The sequence below is a fragment of the Peribacillus huizhouensis genome, assembly GCF_014138605.1.
Classification (GTDB): domain Bacteria; phylum Bacillota; class Bacilli; order Bacillales; family DSM-1321; genus Peribacillus; species Peribacillus huizhouensis.
Map to the genome: position 1 here is coordinate 246,868 of NZ_JACJHX010000002.1, position 18,054 is coordinate 264,921.

Genomic DNA, 18,054 nt, shown 5'->3' on the forward strand with positions numbered 1-18,054 from the left:
TATAATTTTTCTTATCCGTAAACTCGGATTAAAAGAAATCAAATAGGTTTCTCAGACTCCATTCAAAGTCATAAAAAACCCCCTTCTTTTACAAGAAAAGAAGGGGATTGATTACCATACGAAAGCATACATCCCTTCTTATCTTTCAAGCATTTCGCTCGATGGAATTGGCACAGTACTAAACTAGTCTGTTGCCGAGGTTTCACAGGGCCAGTCCCTCCACCTCTCTAGATAAGAAAAACATTTTCATTCAGCTATTTACAAAAATATACATGAAGATTAAAATTATGTCAAATTATTTTTAACAATTAAAACAATAATTATATTATGAATTTTTCATCACTTTAGTATTGACAATTATTAGAATTCCATTTAATGTGAGGCTATCAAATAGAATACGTAACAAATTCTTATCAAGAGTCAGGGGAGGAAGTGGTCCTACGATCCTGCAGCAACCATTTATCCAAAGTGATAAGTAAAGGTGCTAATTCCAGCAGACAGTTCCAATGTCTGGCAGATGAGAAAGAGCAGCTAAGAAACAAAGTCCTCTTTCGTCAGCGAATGAGGACTTTTTTGATGTTAAGAAAATGGAGGCAAATGTTATGACCATTGTTCATCAGCAAATACCCGTCAACAAAACGCAAGAAGAACGAATAAAACAAGCAAAAGTATTAGCAGATATCTTTAAAAAAAGAGCAGCTAAAATCGACAGAGAGGGCGAATTCCCTTATGAAAACTTTGAATATTTAAAGGAACAGGGCTTCTTAGCACTCACTGTTCCGAAAGAATACGGTGGTGCTGGAATTGATTTATATGAATTTCTATTGATTCAGGAAATCATCGCACAAGGAGATGCACCAACCGCTCTTTCCCTTGGCTGGCATCTAGGCTGCATCCTTGAGGCAGCCGAAAGAAGACACTGGAAAGAAGAAAGCTTTGCCAAGCTGTGTCAGTGGATTGTTCATGACAACGCCCTGATCAATTTGGCACAATCCGAACGCGCAACGGGGAGCCCTTCCAGAGGAGGGATTCCAACCACTACTGCCATCAAAGAAGGTAACGGGTGGCGAATCAATGGCGTTAAATCCTTTACCTCCATGGCCGTCGCACTCGATTATTCAATCGTCTCTGTAGATGTCAATCAAACTGGCAAGAAAGGATTTGTCCTTGTTGATCATAAGCTGGAAGGTGTATCTGTGGAAGAAACATGGGATAGTATTTCGATGCGGGGCACTAGGAGTGATGATCTGATTTTAGATCAAGTCTGGGTAGAATCAGATGCATTATTGGTACAAGAAGAGCTTAATCAACCCCATCCGAATGGCTGGTATCTTCAAGTACCTGCTGTGTACATTGGAATCGCCCTTTCTGCAAAAGAGTATGCTGTATCTTTCGCATCTACCTATCGTCCTAGTACACTGCCAGGTCCAATTAGTGATGTACCGGACGTAAGAAGAAAAATAGGAAAAATGGAACTAGAATTATTTAACGCTCGGGAAGTGTTATTTTCTGTTGCAAGAAAATGGATTGAATACCCTGAGAAACGGGCGTACATGGGTTCAGAACTAGCCGCCGTGAAATATATCGCAACAAACAGCGCGAATAGAGTCGTAGATTTAGCGATGAGAATTGTTGGAGCAAGAAGCCTTTCTGCCGAATCCCCCCTACAGCGCCACTTCCGGGATGTTCGTGCAGGTCTTCATAACCCGCCGACAGATGATGCGATTGTCTACAGCCTAGCCAAAACTGTGTTAGATTGAAGAAGCTAGGGGACGGTTCTCATGTCTCCCTTCCCCTATGCTTTCAAAATTTTTGCAGCCTGGCGTTGTGATACCTCTTCGATTACTTTTACTTTTGCAACACTTGATTTCTTTTTAACTGAGGCGAATTCTTTACTTGTACTGTAAATAAAAAAACAAAAGATGCCCCATTCGGTGCACCTCTTATTTTACAAATTTCTTCTCAACGTTTGTTGTTAGAGATATTTTTTAATGCTTGTGATCATTTCCTTATATTCTTCTTCTTTTAAGTATGTTTTACCTGGGTTCATTTCAAAGGTGGAACCCCATTCTTCTTTATCTTCATACTTAGGGACGATATGCATATGCAGATGATGCATTTTATCACCATATGCCCCATAATTAAGCTTATTTGGTTGGAAAGCTTTGTCCAAAGCCTCTCCTACTTTTTTTACATCATTCATAAATGCCGCCAATTCATCTTGATCGAGCTGAAAAAGTTCTTTTACATGATCCTTATACACGACATTACATCTGCCCGTATACGTCTGCTCTTTAAATAGAAAAACAGTAGAAACATCCAACTGACAGATTTCAATCATTAAGTTGTCGCGACTTTCATCCTCCATGCAATACATACAATCTTTATTACGCTCCATCACCCTCAGGTCCTCTCATGTTAGAAAATTCTAGACTTTCTAATTATATCACTATCATTTTCCTTTTGTGTTTTTTTATTAGTAAGGTTCATTTGGAAGCCAGGATTAACTTCTATTTAATGGAGCGATTTTCTCTGAACTTCGAATAAATCTATAACTTTTTGCTCGAACAAATCTTCAAGTGCCTCTGTTCCTTCCTTCTCAACAAATAACATATGCAACTTCTTAAATGCAAAGTGGCGGTTCTTTTAGCATAATTATATATGTACAAGCTTTTGGTAATCGAGGTCACATCTATAAATATTAACAAGGCAAGATTATTTTAAAAAAGACCTTTCTGAATGAAAGTGCCCCTCTGTCAAATAGACTTTAAGCCTGAACCCTATTTTTAAATAGCTCAGACTGTTTCTTATTTTGACGTGTTTCTTCTATTATACACGGATACTTTGTAAATCTCTTTTGACTACTTTTTAACCCTAATTCTTTCACGCCTTTATCAGCGTCATTCCTATCATGTGGACTGAAAAGGTGCAAGCGAACCGCCGCTTGCTTACAGTAATTTTTCAAAATCCTCCACACATACTGGGCGACTGAACAAGTACCCTTGAAACTCATCGCATTGTATTTCTTCTAGAAATGATTTTTGAATGTTATTCTCTACACCTTCAGCAATTACTTGGAAGTTCAAGCTTTTCGCCATCAGGACAATCAATTTCACAATGGCTGCATCTTTTTCGCTATTCTCTAAAGCAGAAATGAAGGAACGGTCTATTTTTAGGCGATCAATTTGAAATTGGCTTAAATAATGGAGCGATGAATAACCTGTTCCGAAATCATCCATGGCTATTTTAAAGCCCATTTGTTTTAACAAGTTTAATTTAGCTATGTTACTCTCAATTGGACCCATCGCGATACTTTCAGTAATTTCTAACTCGATTTGATTTGGATCGGCTCCGGTTTCTTTGATAATCTTTGAGATCATTTCAATAAAATTATTTTGCTGAAATTGTAAGGAAGAGATATTCACGGCAATTCTTAATTGAGTAAACCCTTTTTGACTCCAAAAAGCGGACTGCTCACATGCTTTCCGTAAAACTCTTTCTCCAATTGGCAAGATTAGTCCCATTTCTTCGGCAATTGGAATAAAATCTGATGGAGGTACCAGCCCATAGCCAGGTCTATTCCAACGTATCAATGCTTCTGCACCAACGATTTCTTGATTGATCAAGGAGATCTGTGGCTGGTAGTATAAGATAAATTCGTCCCGCTCTAGAGCCTTTCTTAATGAAGTTTCTAACTTTATCGTCGATTCCATGCTCATTGAACCATTGTAAATTTCACAATCATTTTTTCCTTTTTCCTTTACTTTGTACATGGCCGTATCTGCTGCCATCATTAGAGCATCTAAGTCATCCCCATGATCAGGAAAAATAGACACCCCAATACTTGGAGTAATATTAAGTTCAACACCCTTAATATAATAGGTCTCTCTTAAGGTAGCTAATAGAGATCCTGAGATGGCTTCTATCTCATCGATATTTGTATTTTCGATTAATAATGCAAATTCATCCCCGCCTAGTCGACAAACAAATTGATCTTGATTTAGACAACTGATTAATCTGCTTCCTACTTCTTTTAATAAAAGATCACCATAGGAATGTCCAAGACTGTCATTAATTTGTTTAAAGCGGTCCAAGTCAAGCATCATAAATGCCATTCGCTGTTGCAACTCATCCGAATTGCTGATCGCTTGTGAAAGTCTTTTCTCCATAAATCTACGATTCGGTAACCCAGTAACGACGTCATGTAAAGCGATATATTCCATTGAATTTAGCGTTTCTACTAGTTTATCCGTTCTTTCCTTGACCTTCCCTTCAAGGTCTTCATTTAATTGATTTAAATCGTTCACTAATTTATCATTTTCTAACAAAGTGAGGATTTGTCTCAAAATGGCTAATAATATGGTTAAAAACAGACCTAGTACAACAGGATGAGCTTTGTACAACAAGGAAATGAAATAAATGGAAAGGATAAGAACACCCAAGTAAGGAGTAATAATTTTTAAAAAGTGACTTTTATTTTTTCTTTTTTGATTGATGCTAGTCTCTTTCTTTGGAGAGGGAACATAATGGATTCCAGCTAAACCTATTAAGAGAATGGATAGAATCCATAATGGTTCATTGATACTTCCTACAGAGTATATATTCATCACCTTTAAATAGATAAAAATACTATCTGCAATAATCTGTGTTAAAAAACCAGAAACGAAAAGGAATCTTGTCATTTTAGAGAAAATGCTACCTGATGCGAAAAAAACACTTAAAACCCCTACGAATACACCTAAATCTAAAATTGGATATAGTAACTCCGCGATATTTACCATCATATTGGTATGTTGATGGATCAGTGGATTAATTAAAAAGATCCAACTAAATGTAGTGGCTGCCGTCATAACGATTAACAAATCAAGAAAGAACCGAATAGTGAGCAAATGGCTTTTTATTTTATTCAAGATAATCAGGAGTGCGATAAAATAGAAGCCATTTTGCAAGATCCAAAATCTCTCAGAGATCGTATTGGACGCTCCATCAAGATTAAGAATAAATGCATTGTAACTCCAAATCAACGTTCCAATTAGATAACTCAGAATTCCCAACCCAAGAAATAACCAAAAACTTTTTGAAGTCTTAATAAAAGTATAAATCAGCCATCCAATGGATGTAAGACAAGCAATGATTTGAAACGACACTGCACCCCAATCTAATAATGGCGGATTGTTTTGAAACATGATATTCCAAAGAAAATTAGAAAGAATAAAAAGCGCGATGAAAGTATAAGCCAATTTCCTGGTTTTAAGACTGTCCATTTGTTTCTCCATTCTGGCTTTGCATTACCTTAATATATAGTTCTTTTTATGTTCATCTTGATTACTATTTAATAACCAAGGATACTTTTCCTTATGTTGATACAGATCTTCAGGGTAAATAACAGCAGGGATTACATAATCCCCTTTATAGTAGATTTGTTCACCAACAGACTCCAATGGAAACTTATAAATCATTCTTAGTGTCTTATAGAAAGCCCTCTCAAGTAAAGCGACACAACAACTGATTTCATGTTGTTCCGAATAGTGAACAAACACCGATAATAGTCTTTCTAGATTCTTTCCTCTAAATTGTTTTAAGATGGCAACCTTATCAATTTCTATCACCGATTCTGGATTATTATTAATCGATTCAATCTGGTGAAAGGGATATACTGTGTTAATATTATTATTCGGCTCTAATAGATATGGCTTAAATTCTATCGTTCCTACTTTTTGTTCTTTTGAATCTATGATTATGTATCGATCGGCTGGACCATCTTCCATTTCCAAACCATATCCTTTTTCAAGCCAACACTCTATCCAAATATTATTAAATTGATTAAACAAGGCTAATGAATCTACTTTTATATACAAGATATTTTCCTCCAATTGACGAATGTAGTAAATTATCTGACCAAAATAATTATACATATAATCAGAAACTTATTACCACATAAATCCAAAGGGCAGAAAAATAATTTAAAAGTATTTAAGCGTTATAAGGAACATACTGAATATTATCTATATCTGCCATATCAGCAAACCAAAAAGACAGAAAGCATCGATAGGGCATCTGTCTACTCTAAATTATTCTAGATGATGGATTGTAACCTTGTATATAAAACCCTTGATATGTAGCGCTAGTTCTTTACATCTCTATTATACCAAATTTCGAGGGTTATTCTTTTATTTTTTATTTTACTCTTCACCATTGTTTTGCCTTATGTTTAATAGAAAAGAAGAACCTTTAAAACTTCTATTCTTAAAGTATTGATTAGTGACTGGCACAGAAATTTGATTTAGCTTGTTATACCACTCTTTCATAGCTACATAAATTTGACCTGCTCGTTCTACGCTAGTTCCAAATTCATCAGCCGCATTAGTGGAACTTGTAGATAATCTTATTATGATCATTTTCGGTACAGATTTCTTTTTTTGTTTAACTTCACCACCAGCACCCTTCTTCCCATCCACTTTCCCGACTACAGCACTCTCTACCTTTTTCGCAAATCGCAAATTGGTTTCCTTAGCATCATCCACCACTTCGCCAACGGTTTTATTGTCTGAGAGCTTAACGCCGTTATTAGTGACGAATTCCAAACCAGGCAATCCATAGTTTCAAATTTTCTTGCCGATTCCTTTTGTAAAATCTTTGACCCGTGAAATGGAATGGCTAATTGAATCTGTAGCTTTCTTGGCAACGGCTTTTACACGATCGGGAAGAAGGGACGTTTTTGACTTTCGTCAAGCCTATCACGACATCATCGCCATAATGTCGTTAATCCATTTTATACCTTTCATGCCCCCTTTCCGGCTTTTACAAGTGGGCCACCCACTATAGTATGCTTTAGCGTCATTAGGTGTCTGTAGTTTAACGTTTCCATATAATAACTGTAAGGACACGACTTAATGTTTTTCCAATCATAACAAAAAAAGCCTTGCAGAATTCTCTGCAAGGCTTCTCTTTCGCGCATTAAAGTATCAGGATTCAGGCACCAATATTTAAGATTTTTACTATTCTCCTTCACCGTTCAAACCATTTCCTTCAATATTTTCATCATTTGGGAATGGGGCTTGATATAGTGCGGGATCCTCATTTTCGATAGGTTCTTCATCTTCCAAGAAATCTTCAGTGTCAACGGGTTCAACGTATTCTTCATAAGTTTGATTGTCCTCTAGTTCCTCATACCCTATAGAATCATCAGTTCTTTGGTAATAGGAATCATCGTCAAAAGCATCTTGGGTATAGGATGAGTCGATCTCTTCATCACTTGGATTCTCAACATATGTATCTGGTTCTTCTTCACTATATTCTCCGCCGTCAAAATACCAATATTCCTCATCTTCCCAAAGGTCTTGGTAATAATATTCACCGTATTCATTATAAAACAAATCGAAAATCTCTTGTTCAGTAAGCGGCTGTTCAACCCAGTCTTGAAGAATGCTATAAACATCCTTGACAGGAATACTAAAACCAATCGCTTCTTCACCAATCATTTTTGCTGAATTAATAGCAATGGTTTTTCCACTTTTTTTAGATAATAGTGGTCCACCACTGCTGCCAGGAGAAATGGCTGCTGACATTTGATAGATGTTTTCATAAGAGCGGTTTCCAATGTAAAAATTGCGACCTACTCCAGTTATGTATCCTATTGTTGCCGTATTTTCAAGACCATGCGGACTTCCAAGAGCGATTACTTCTTCTCCTATTAATGTCTGGTTTGAAGTTTCAAGCGCCATTGGCTCCTTTCCTGCCAACTCCGGAACACGAATAATGGCAATATCAGTATTGTTGGAATATCCAATTACCTGACCGCCGTATTCACTTCCATCTGAATTCTTCACAATTGCCTGGACATATCCTTCAACCACGTGAGCATTGGTTACAATATCGCCTTTATGATTCATCAAAAAGCCAGATCCTTGAGCTGACTCTGTGTAAATTGTATACACTTTAGTTTGCTGTTCTGCAATAACATCCGTAATGTCTTTTTTACTCTCTACCTGTGCCTCAGTCTTTTTAGCCGGTAAGACAACAGGTTTAGCTTGTTCTTCCATTACTTGTTTCACAGGCTCAGTTACTGTTTTCACTGACGCTATTTCTGGCGGTACAACATACTGAAAGTAATAATAGAGCGACAAACCCAACGCCAATATGCTAAAAAAACTTAATGTAAGTAAAAAAGGAATGACTTTAGATTTTTTTAGCTTTTTCCCGCACGTTGAACAATAATTTGAGGAGTTTGCTATCTTTTCTCCACATGATGAACAATGCATATTTCCACTCTTTTCATATAAGTCTTTTATACTAATTATATAGAAAATTATGGATTTAGTCTAGGGGTTAATAGACTAGTATTTAATAAGTAATATATGATGATTGGCACCCAAATCAAAACTATACAAAAAAACAACTACCGTTTTAACTGGTTCAGCTGCTTTTAGACCTATCCTATTTCAATATAGACGTTCGTCCCTACGTTTTGTCACGATCATCAAACTTATCATAAAATAAGAGTATAGCCCCACCTACTTCAGACTAGTAGTTCGTAGTTGCACGCTTATATTGGAAGGGATAATCAAACTTCTACTATTAAAACTTACTTGTCCCCAGTATAAGAATCGTCTTCTAAAAGCAAAGAAAACCATTCGCCAAGTTTTTGGAAGACTAAGATAAACAGAGGAAAGCTGATCTCCGTTTGAATTATCTTATTTAAACCAAAACCAGTGTTTGACCGTACTTATCTTTTTACTACGTAGTAGCCCGTGGAAAAAGAGGATGCCTAGTAAGCCGCCAATTGTATCGATGATAACATCCTGCCATAAAGGCGTCCGACCGCCGGTAAAATGTTGATGGATCTCGTCTAAACACGCATAGAAAAACACACACATCACTGGGACACTAAAAGAAAAAACACAGCGCTTAGAAAAATATCGTAAAGCAGCTACAACCAAAAATCCAAAGACGAAAAAAATAGATAAATGAGCCGCTTTCCGGATAAAAAATTCAAGAAAACCAGCAAGACCTTGACTTTGGACACTTACCTCATGGCCACCATAACTAAAAACAACCCATGTTAACATATTCTCCAAACTAGTATGACCTTCGAGATACTTTCCTAAAAACGGTTGGAGATTCTGTTTTTCATATGGTTGGGATGAAAAATAAAAAATACAAGAGGCCCAAAGTAGAAGACTAGCGAATAGAATGCGTTTTTGGTTCATTGGAATAAATTCCTCCAATAGATTTAATAGACAACATAATATGAATATGAGATATTCCGAAATCAAGTGAAAAAAATAGCTCATTATTTAAAATTTTCTTCTGGATTAATATGAAAAAGAGCATCTGAATTAATGCCCTTTTTTACAAAACTAATTTTAGTGGATAAAATAACTACCTTGTATGTACCTGTAACAAATTGATAGGTTAGCAAATACTTTTATATTAATTATAATCCATAGATTTTGTAACATTCCTTTTAATACGCTCATATTGGAAAGGTGAAGCTCGTTACAAACGACGAGCCTTACTACCAACGAAAAAAGAAGCCTGTAAGCAAGCTTCCAAAGTAAACCAATCTATCTTTCTCTCATTCAATCATTGTTTTCAGCAAGTCATTCTAGTTTTAGTCATGTTGTGGATAAAATTTCGCACCTCTTCAATAGATAAGCCTAAATTTTTCGCTTCTAAAATTAACTCCATCCATTCTGCTTCGTATACTACTTGCTTACTCATATACTCACCCGATTTGTGGCAACACAGCCGTCATAGCATAGCCTTAGACCTGTAATTTTGCGTCCCTATTTTTCAATAGGTTTGCTTTTCTCAAAAGTAATGTAACACTCTATTAGTTCCTTACAATATGTAGTTTGAATACTTTAATCCCAATTATTTGTAAGAATGATCCTATTCTTTCCCAGTAATCTTAATAATAAATTTACATAACATTAACTATATATTAATAAATATACCAATATATTCTATTATTTGTAATCATTGTTTTTCTAAAAATTTCTACAATTTTCGACATCACTTCATTGAACGCCATGGGCCAAGTAATAGAATCTCTTTTGGTTACAATACTTTTTGTCTTTAATGGTACTACAATGTTAACTTCTCAAATTAAACTACCCACTTACTTCCATTTGGTTACCTAATAGATGGCTAAACATCCCTCTTTTTTCTTTCGCTAATTGGTTATACGCCCCTACTTGGATTATTTCTCCCTGATCCATGACTACCACTTGATCCGCATTACGAATGGTAGATAAGCGATGAGCAATGACGATGATGGTCATCGTTCCTTTTAGTCTTTCTATTGCAGCTTGAATCTTCGCTTCATTTTCTGTGTCTAATGCACTTGTTGCTTCATCGAGAACAAGGATGGAAGGTTTTCGTAAAATAGCTCGAGCTAGTACAAGTCGTTGCCTTTCCCCTCCTGATAACCTAATTCCCCGATCGCCAATGAGCGTATCCAAACCTAGAGGCAGCTTCCTTACAAAATCTGCTGCTGCTGCGAACTCCAGTGCATCCCAAAGATACTCTTCACTCGCATTAGGCTCAATGATCATTAAATTGTCTCGAATAGTTGCATTAAATAGAAATGGATCCTGAGGAATATAACTAATCGATTTCCTTAAGGATAGTAAATGATCCTTAGTAAGAGGGACATCATCGATGGTCACTTCTCCCTGCTCTGGTTGATTTAAGCCCATAAAAAGATCAATTAACGTACTTTTCCCAGCACCTGACCGCCCTACGATTGCTGTCATCTTATTAGAGGGGATGTCTATATTAATATTTTGTAGCGCATATGTATTTTCATTTGGATGATACCTAAAAGAGACATCACGACAAGATAACCCATGTTTAATCTCGATTGGCGTTACATCTTGATAATCACGGTTAAATAACTCTCTTGCTTCTAAACTCTCATTTTGTAAATCCAATAATGCTTTAAAGGAGGGAACAATGGCTCCTAGTTGCTCCAAATAAGCCTGGATCCCCGTAATCATTGGCCATAGTCTAGAAAAGATAACGAGAATTAGCATCAATTGAGCTCCCTCAGCTTTAAACGTTTGGATGGAAAGAAACACAAAAAAAGCGATTAATAAGGAAGAGGCAACTTTGAAGACCATTTGTGAGGTTGAATTTAGTTTAGTTATCTTAACACTATTATGTTCCATTTCTTTAATTAAAGGAAGAAACCAATTCAAGTGAGATTCCTCTAGAGAATTACTTTTAATATCTTTAATCCCGTTAAAATGATCGGTAATTCCTCCTAAGTAACTTTGTGATAATAGAAAGGATTCCTTCCCATAAAACATAGACCTCTTGACGAACTTTCTAGAAAAAAAGATAAGAATCATACCGAAAAGTAAGATTATGCTAGTCATATTCACTGATAAATAAAAGGCAACACCAATCTGAAACAAAATAAATATGAAAGAAGATAAGAACTTTAAAAACAATTGAACACCAGCACTTACATTAAATATTTCTTTTGTCATTAAGTTGATAATATCCGATTTTCTCTTCTTTAAATAAAATCCCCAGTTCGATTGAAGTAACCCTCTATAGGTCTCTTCTCTTAAATGCCTAATAAAACCTTGTTGGATCTTTGCCCCTAAGACTGATTGATTCCTCTTAAAAATACTTTGTCCCATCATAAGAAGCACATATATCCCTAATATGATGATGAGACTGAGTGTTTCAGGAATACCTTGAAATAATTCGTTAATCCAGCTTATAAATGGAATTTCCTTTGTAGTAACATCCAAAATTCCAGTTAAACCTACCAAAGGTATTAATAAGAAAATTCCAACACTTTCTAATAAACTAATGAAAATCATGCAAATTAGATTGATATAAAGTATTTTTCCTGAATAATTATGAATTCGCTTTGTAAAGTACAAAAGATGTTTCAAATCCATATCCTCCTTTTGCATGACTTGTTCTTTATTATCATGATCCACATACATAGTTAAATCAGGTTTCTTTTAAAGAGTGAGCTATTAATCTAATTAATCAGCCTTATTAGCACTGATTTCTTTAGCAAACTTTGCAACAACTGTAAACTTATCCATTACTTCGGAACCTGATATAAAAATTGGACCACTACGTAACCAGGCATGGGCAATAAGGTCACCTTTTTCATCTTTAGCTGTGCCTAAATAAAGTGTGCTTTCAATGTTTCTTTTCTCTAGCATTTTCATTCCAGCAATGGCCTTTACAAGACATTCACTTTCCCAAAACGTATAACTGCTCATCAAATGAATAGCATGAGAAACACTAACTAACACTTTTTTATTCGAAAGATCAGTTGTACTAGATGTCTCTTGCATTTTCTTTCCTAAAGAAGGAACCACTTTTGAAAAAGGGATGCTTTTCAAATAGCGAGCCCAAGCTAAATAAAGATAGGCTTCAATCAACATCAACTTCGTTTTCTTATCTAGCCTTACAAATGATCGCGCTTTCTTCAAAATGGTCATCTTGTCCTCCTAGAGTTTGAAAATCATGAAAACTAGGAATATGCTTATGCTTCTATCTTAATTAAACCTTCTTCTAGCAACTGATTTAAAAAGGCATGGACTTGTTCCTCACACTTTGTCTGCTCGACATCATATTGAGATTGTAATGTTGTAACCAACTCTTCCAATGAAATCGAGTCCTTAATCAACTCCCATATTACTCCACCTAATGCACCTAAATTATAATACTTCCCATTGTGTATACTTAACATCACTGTTTCGCCATCCATATCACTTACGATATTTCCTTCCATTTGACTAATCAGATGGTTGTGGGTTAATTCTTTAGTTTTTAACATGAAAATTCTCCTTCTTTTTTAACGTATTTAATATTAAGTCAGTTAATTCATGTGCCGTAAAATGGGAAATTGGTCTATGTAATCGGTAAATGTCAATTTTATTGACCATCTTTGCAGAGGTGTTAAAGTGCCAATCTATTAAATTTGAGGGTTCAATAAATAGATTACGATAGGTATGATTGAATAATACAAGAAAGCGTTCCATTTTTTGAATAGGATGCATTTCCACCACATCAGCCTCTGTTTTAACTAATTCAATTACACCAGCAAGAGGCAATGGTTCGTTGACAAACAGATTTTGAACCGGAACTGCAAATTTCGCTTCTCTATCTACTAGTGGTTGATAATTACTCGATACCATCCCAAAGTGATTTAAGCTTTCCATCCATAATTTTTGCTGCGGATATGCAGGTGCCACAACTGGAATATTTTCTTTATAAAGAGATACTGGAATAACGTCATCGCTTAGAAGTCTGTAGCCTTTGTTTAAAAAAGCAGAAGCAAGCGTAGATTTTCCAGCACCTGAATCTCCTACAATTGCATACGCCTTTCCATCTATGGCCACAGCACTCCCATGCAGTGGAAGAATTTTTCTTTGCAACAGTACAGCTCCCATGCAAGTACCCAGAATATAAATCCTGATTTCATTTTCCTGAGAATTTTCCATAGGTGAAAAAAAAATTTCATGCCCATTTCTAATTAAAAAAGTGGCGACACTAGGAACTTGAAACATAACTGATTTTTCTCTCATGACAAAGTGCTCATTTATTACGGATTGTTTAGCCCATGTATCGGTGAGATCTGTCTTTTTAATAACTATATCAATTACACTATCTTTATCATTGATTTGAGTTAATTCTGGTAGATGAATTTCACTAGAAATAGTTAAACCAAATGCTTTATATATATTTTTTTCTGCAGTCTCTATCAACTATTGATCCTCCACGTTCAAAACTTCTATATACAGATCTTTAATAAGTACTAAAATAAAAAGTCTGAAATTTATTAAACGGTTTTCTTATGGACTATGTCAAAATCCATTGTATTCTATATAAAGAACAAATAATTCTTTTGTTTAATAAGACTTTACTCTATTGAATCCCTCAATAAAATTCTTATTAATGAAGTAATACTTATATATTTTATTATTATTAAAAAGCCCTATACGATTAATACCTTGTATAGGAGCTTTTCAACCTGTACGTTAATAGAGCAGCAATCTAGCGGGTTCCCATATGTATGAAATACCCTAATTTGAATATTTTTACAATATCGATAATTAATAAACCTAATCTTTTTTCTCTTAGCTCGCAATTACAGGATTTCCATTTTCATCTACAGGAATTGGACTACCAGCAACAAAATTACCATCAAAATGTTTCCCCGAAGTACTAGCCATTGTCATATTCACATCAAGCACTTCCAATACGGGTTTTTGCCATTCTTTTCTCATCTTCTCACCTCCCTTCAAGTAAATTTTTTTAGAAAACGGTAAACTATTACACTGCGCATTAAAATCCTATAGTCAAAATTTGTGAAATATTCTGGACGAGCTCCATCTTTAACCGTTATCAAAGCTGATTTTATTTTTTGACCATCTATAAATTCTAATATTCGCTTATCCATACTTAGTTGAGTAACCTCATCAATAAATGTATTCCAATATGGAATCATCCGATGAACCCAATCAGCTGCTTGCACCCCAAATACTCGCTGATTCAACCTGATTTTTTCGGGTAAAATTTTTTCTGTAGATCTCCGGATAAGGGCCCGGTCTAATCCATTTTGTACACATTGCTCTTCTGGTACTGACAAACAAAAGCGGACTACACGCAGATCATTGGTTGGATCACGTTTCCAGAGTGCATGACGTAAGGATAGTTTAGAGTCAAGTGTATTACCTGCATTCCAAGGAAGCATGTCCTCAAAAAGTACTCTCCTCTGTTCATATAAATTGGGACTGGAAATCCATCCGGTTCGATCAATACCATGTTTTTTAAGTTTATTAAAAATACCAGTCCGTTCTGCAAAATCCGAATTAATTAACACCGGAAGTTCAGCGGGCGCCCCTTTGGACATAATTTGATTAATAATTGGAAATCCGATTTTGACGATCTCAGGTAACCGCCGAAGACTACGTCCACCTACGTTTTTGCTATATTGATTCAATTCTTGATAGAGCCGTAGCCATTTTAACTTTTTTAATAAGGTGGCATAGTAGTCTTCTGCCGAACCCCAGGATATAGTAAAATTCCCTCTATCTCCGTTTAGGAGCACTCCTATGCCAGCTTCTTCTGCCTTTTCAAACATTCCTTTTAACCAAAAAGAATTCTCCAAAAATTTATAGGGCATCTCCATAACGTCAAGTAAATCGTCAAGTTCCGAATAAGAATTTTTCCCTTCAAAATCCAAATAATGGTCAGTAATCCCTCCAACATGCTGTACGGTTGTTTTAATAAACGGCCTTTCATCAGGCATAAATAGTTTATGTGTAAAGTCCTCAAAATCACTCGGAGGAATATAACTAAATGTGTGTAATGTTTTTTTTCTCTCTCGCAATTCTCTAGCAGCAAAACCAACGACTGAACCCGAATCCAAGCCTCCACTTAACTGCGAGCCCACTTTGTGATGCGTACGCAACCTAGAAGTGACTGCTTTTTGAAAAACATCCTGAAATGCTTCGATATAATCGTTATCAGACTTTAATTTTAATTGTTTTTCTGATGTAAAGGTGCCATATCTATTAATCTTAATTTTATCTTTATATACCGTAATCGAATGAAATGGAGGTATTTGCTCTATATGACGATAAGGCGTCATACGCGCATCTACTGTATCTATCATCCCAGTAATAGCCAAATATTCAGAAAGCCACTGTTCATTTAGTATCACATCAACATACGGTAAATTTAATAATGGTTCTATCGTTGTACAAAAAGCAAAGTGAGACTGATTCCGATAGTAATAAAGTGTCCGATATCCAGAAGGATCCCTAGCACCAAAAAGTTGTTGATTTTTCTCGTCCCAAATCATAAAGGCGTAGTCACCTATTAAATATTTGGGTGATTCTTCTCCCCATTTATAATAAGCAAGTAAAATTAATTGACTATCAGGCATCGTTTTTCTAAGGTTTCGATCAACTTGTAATCGTTCAAATAATTCTTCACGATTATCAATAATTGCATCAACTGTAATAGCTAGCTGTCTCTCATGATCATAATAAGGCAACTGTTCTCCTATTGACTCTGGTGTGATCCATTGTGCATGACAGCCCAGAAAAACCTTATCTGAATGCCATATTTGGATATCATCTGCAGGGTATTTCTGTAATGCTGTCATTAAACCTTGCCCCTGCTGAAGATTTACTGGTTCTTCATTTAAATGATAAATTCCGGTTATAGCACTCATTTACTTCTCCTTCTTACTTTCTTAATAATAATTTCTTCTACAAACAGTATGATTATCCGTAATTAATTTTATGTAGTTATGTCTTTGATCTCCACCTATCTAGCATTTCAAATGTCTTTACTTTTTTATCTAAATTGTTTGGATACCAGTTAAAAAGTGTTACGCTTTATTTTTAATAAAATTGTGAACAGTTTTAGATAGAGAATAATAAATTCTTTACAAGAAACATTTTGTTCGTTATAAAGAATTTGATACCATAAAATTATCATTTTTTTTTACTTTTGTCAATATTTTCCGTCATTACAATTCCGTTTTTCTATTGTTTCATTAATTAAAGTTTTAGAGCAAAATAGCTTTGAGACTTCCATAGAAAAAGTCCCAAATGTATTGGGCATATGCAAGGAAATTTGAAGAAGATGGGAAGTTAAAAGACGTTTATGACTTTGTGGGAGGATTAGGTTATTCCAGTATGAAAAACTGTTGAGTTTACAATAAGCATGAATTTAGAAATTCTAATGAAATGTCATATGTGTACCTGAGCTGATCACTCTATGACAATACGATAACAGCAGTAATCAAATATACAGCAGTCGAAATACGATGTAATTGAGCGAAATTTTTATTTAATCTTTGTTTATTATGAGTTGTACGAAGGTAATTAGACCTCAAACAAAAAGGAACGTTGAGAACGTGGTTAGTTATATGAAGAAAAGTTTTAACAAGCATAAACATCTACCCACTCTTCGCTCTTTAAATGATAATGTTAGAAAAAACAGCAAATAAAACGTCCTATTGTACACTGGAAATTACGTGAGGTTAGTAGACTTTCATTAGTTTCATACATAGGGAAGCATTGTGTTGTACCGTAACTTTCGGTTTTGTTAGTCAATAAGGAATATTAAAAAAATCGCTAGATCATCAAGAAATCTTGATGAATTCGAGTGCATAGCTAAGCATCCTTTATTAATTGGAAATGCAGAGGCACATTTGAAGCTAGAACAGAATAAAAAAGGATTGAACGATACAACTCAAGGCTTAACTTCAAGTCCCAATCAATCATCCTTTGGGCTTGAAGTGGAGCAACATCTCCTACTAGACTATGAACCAAGGGAGCGGCAGTGGATGATTACTTACCATCTAGCTGAACTACTAATTAAAGTTGGATGAGACCATAATTCTGAGTTTCTTAACACTTTTCTATAAAATGAAATTGAATTCTGAAAATCTACAGCTTTAGTTAATAGTCTAAAAAAAGCAAAACTTGCGTTCAATGCTGTTCATAACTTTGATTTTGACCTTCATCCGAGTATTAGTGAAAAAAGAATAAGAGAGTTAAGTCTCATCTATCAACAGCCTTTTCTAAAGTAACAATTATAAAAGGCTCAGCACTCTTTATAGGAGCTGACGACATTATTAGTGAATTTAAGAAAGGAGAGTAACGAGTGCTTATTAATAGGTTATTAAACCCAGACATTTTGTCTACCGTTGAACTAGGTTATCTCCCCTTTGATAATTTTATATACTTTCAGCTCACTTCTAATGTTATGAGAAAGGTGGATTCTTAATTCTTACTTTAAATAAATCGCTAATTAAATGGATGAGGATATTTGATGATGAATTAGCAACAGCAATTCTATAACGATTTTTATAAATTTCCACAATATTTAACATTAAAGAAGATTCTTATAGGCCTGGTGAGATGCAAAAGCTGGCATACAGCCAGCTTTTCTTAAGACGTTGATAATAGGAATTTTAAACACGTTGTTGACAGTTATAAACTGATCGGTACTTGCTCATAGCCAACATTCAAAATAAGAAAAATATCGCAC

Annotated in this window: 15 protein-coding genes and 3 riboswitches; of the genes, 2 read left to right on the forward strand and 13 right to left on the reverse strand. The window is 35.2% G+C overall.

Going from position 1 to position 18,054, the window contains the following annotated elements:
* Nucleotides 1-135 precede the first annotated feature (135 nt).
* Nucleotides 136-238: riboswitch (SAM riboswitch) on the reverse strand.
* A 169-nt stretch (nt 239-407) separates the two neighbouring features.
* Nucleotides 408-524, forward strand: a riboswitch (SAM riboswitch).
* Between the two features lie 78 nt (nt 525-602).
* Entirely contained in the window at nt 603-1,760 is a 1,158-nt protein-coding gene (locus HNP81_RS04395) for an acyl-CoA dehydrogenase family protein (protein ID WP_246399236.1), read from the forward strand.
* A gap of 215 nt (nt 1,761-1,975) precedes the next feature.
* On the opposite strand, the gene HNP81_RS04400 is transcribed toward HNP81_RS04395, so the two are convergent.
* The 13 genes from HNP81_RS04400 to HNP81_RS04460 form a co-directional block, all read right to left on the reverse strand.
* A complete protein-coding gene (locus HNP81_RS04400) occupies nt 1,976-2,398 on the reverse strand; it encodes an HIT family protein (protein ID WP_182501874.1) in 423 nt (140 codons plus the stop codon).
* Between the two features lie 550 nt (nt 2,399-2,948).
* On the reverse strand, nt 2,949-5,264 hold the full coding sequence (locus HNP81_RS04405; protein ID WP_182501698.1) for a putative bifunctional diguanylate cyclase/phosphodiesterase: 2,316 nt from the start codon (nt 5,262-5,264) through the stop codon (nt 2,949-2,951).
* A 24-nt stretch (nt 5,265-5,288) separates the two neighbouring features.
* Nucleotides 5,289-5,858 carry a hypothetical protein gene (locus tag HNP81_RS04410; protein ID WP_182501699.1) on the reverse strand — a complete coding sequence of 190 codons (570 nt, stop codon included), beginning with the start codon at nt 5,856-5,858 and terminating at the stop codon, nt 5,289-5,291.
* Between the two features lie 324 nt (nt 5,859-6,182).
* Entirely contained in the window at nt 6,183-6,584 is a 402-nt protein-coding gene (locus tag HNP81_RS04415) for a hypothetical protein (protein ID WP_182501700.1), read from the reverse strand.
* Between the two features lie 414 nt (nt 6,585-6,998).
* Nucleotides 6,999-8,075 (reverse strand): S1C family serine protease, encoded by a 1,077-nt coding sequence (locus HNP81_RS04420; protein WP_182501701.1) that lies wholly within the window; start codon nt 8,073-8,075, stop codon nt 6,999-7,001.
* A gap of 618 nt (nt 8,076-8,693) precedes the next feature.
* Nucleotides 8,694-9,209, reverse strand: coding sequence for a VanZ family protein (locus HNP81_RS04425; protein ID WP_182501702.1), 516 nt, complete (start codon nt 9,207-9,209; stop codon nt 8,694-8,696).
* Between the two features lie 385 nt (nt 9,210-9,594).
* Entirely contained in the window at nt 9,595-9,723 is a 129-nt protein-coding gene (locus HNP81_RS24540; protein ID WP_084552422.1) for an anti-repressor SinI family protein, read from the reverse strand.
* Nucleotides 9,724-9,737: 14 nt separating this feature from the next.
* Nucleotides 9,738-9,819: riboswitch (cyclic di-GMP riboswitch) on the reverse strand.
* Between the two features lie 296 nt (nt 9,820-10,115).
* A complete protein-coding gene (locus HNP81_RS04435) occupies nt 10,116-11,915 on the reverse strand; it encodes an ABC transporter ATP-binding protein (RefSeq protein ID WP_182501703.1) in 1,800 nt (599 codons plus the stop codon).
* Between the two features lie 96 nt (nt 11,916-12,011).
* Nucleotides 12,012-12,479 carry a lasso peptide biosynthesis B2 protein gene (locus HNP81_RS04440; RefSeq protein ID WP_182501704.1) on the reverse strand — a complete coding sequence of 156 codons (468 nt, stop codon included), beginning with the start codon at nt 12,477-12,479 and terminating at the stop codon, nt 12,012-12,014.
* A 44-nt stretch (nt 12,480-12,523) separates the two neighbouring features.
* The gene (locus tag HNP81_RS04445) at nt 12,524-12,817 is read right to left on the reverse strand and encodes a lasso peptide biosynthesis PqqD family chaperone (protein ID WP_182501705.1); all 294 of its coding nucleotides are present in this window, start codon (nt 12,815-12,817) and stop codon (nt 12,524-12,526) included.
* Nucleotides 12,804-13,748 carry an aldolase gene (locus HNP81_RS04450; RefSeq protein WP_182501706.1) on the reverse strand — a complete coding sequence of 315 codons (945 nt, stop codon included), beginning with the start codon at nt 13,746-13,748 and terminating at the stop codon, nt 12,804-12,806. Before HNP81_RS04450 ends, HNP81_RS04445 begins: the two co-directional genes overlap by 14 nt.
* Before the next feature lie 372 nt (nt 13,749-14,120).
* Nucleotides 14,121-14,270 carry a paeninodin family lasso peptide gene (locus HNP81_RS04455; protein ID WP_182501707.1) on the reverse strand — a complete coding sequence of 50 codons (150 nt, stop codon included), beginning with the start codon at nt 14,268-14,270 and terminating at the stop codon, nt 14,121-14,123.
* Nucleotides 14,271-14,284: 14 nt separating this feature from the next.
* On the reverse strand, nt 14,285-16,225 hold the full coding sequence (locus HNP81_RS04460) for a lasso peptide isopeptide bond-forming cyclase (RefSeq protein ID WP_182501708.1): 1,941 nt from the start codon (nt 16,223-16,225) through the stop codon (nt 14,285-14,287).
* A gap of 987 nt (nt 16,226-17,212) precedes the next feature.
* Here HNP81_RS04460 and HNP81_RS04465 point away from each other — a divergent pair.
* On the forward strand, nt 17,213-17,392 hold the full coding sequence (locus tag HNP81_RS04465) for a hypothetical protein (protein ID WP_182501709.1): 180 nt from the start codon (nt 17,213-17,215) through the stop codon (nt 17,390-17,392).
* The last annotated feature ends 662 nt before the right edge of the window (nt 17,393-18,054 follow it).

What these genes read in the sequence shown, in the direction of transcription:
- HNP81_RS04395 (WP_246399236.1), top strand. Translation starts at nt 603, where the DNA reads ATGACCATTGTTCATCAGCAAATACCCGTCAACAAAACGCAAGAAGAA.
- HNP81_RS04400 (WP_182501874.1), bottom strand. Translation starts at nt 2,398, where the DNA reads ATGGAGCGTAATAAAGATTGTATGTATTGCATGGAGGATGAAAGTCGC.
- HNP81_RS04405 (WP_182501698.1), bottom strand. Translation starts at nt 5,264, where the DNA reads ATGGACAGTCTTAAAACCAGGAAATTGGCTTATACTTTCATCGCGCTT.
- HNP81_RS04425 (WP_182501702.1), bottom strand. Translation starts at nt 9,209, where the DNA reads ATGAACCAAAAACGCATTCTATTCGCTAGTCTTCTACTTTGGGCCTCT.
- HNP81_RS24540 (WP_084552422.1), bottom strand. Translation starts at nt 9,723, where the DNA reads ATGAGTAAGCAAGTAGTATACGAAGCAGAATGGATGGAGTTAATTTTA.
- HNP81_RS04440 (WP_182501704.1), bottom strand. Translation starts at nt 12,479, where the DNA reads ATGACCATTTTGAAGAAAGCGCGATCATTTGTAAGGCTAGATAAGAAA.
- HNP81_RS04445 (WP_182501705.1), bottom strand. Translation starts at nt 12,817, where the DNA reads ATGTTAAAAACTAAAGAATTAACCCACAACCATCTGATTAGTCAAATG.
- HNP81_RS04455 (WP_182501707.1), bottom strand. Translation starts at nt 14,270, where the DNA reads ATGAGAAAAGAATGGCAAAAACCCGTATTGGAAGTGCTTGATGTGAAT.
- HNP81_RS04460 (WP_182501708.1), bottom strand. Translation starts at nt 16,225, where the DNA reads ATGAGTGCTATAACCGGAATTTATCATTTAAATGAAGAACCAGTAAAT.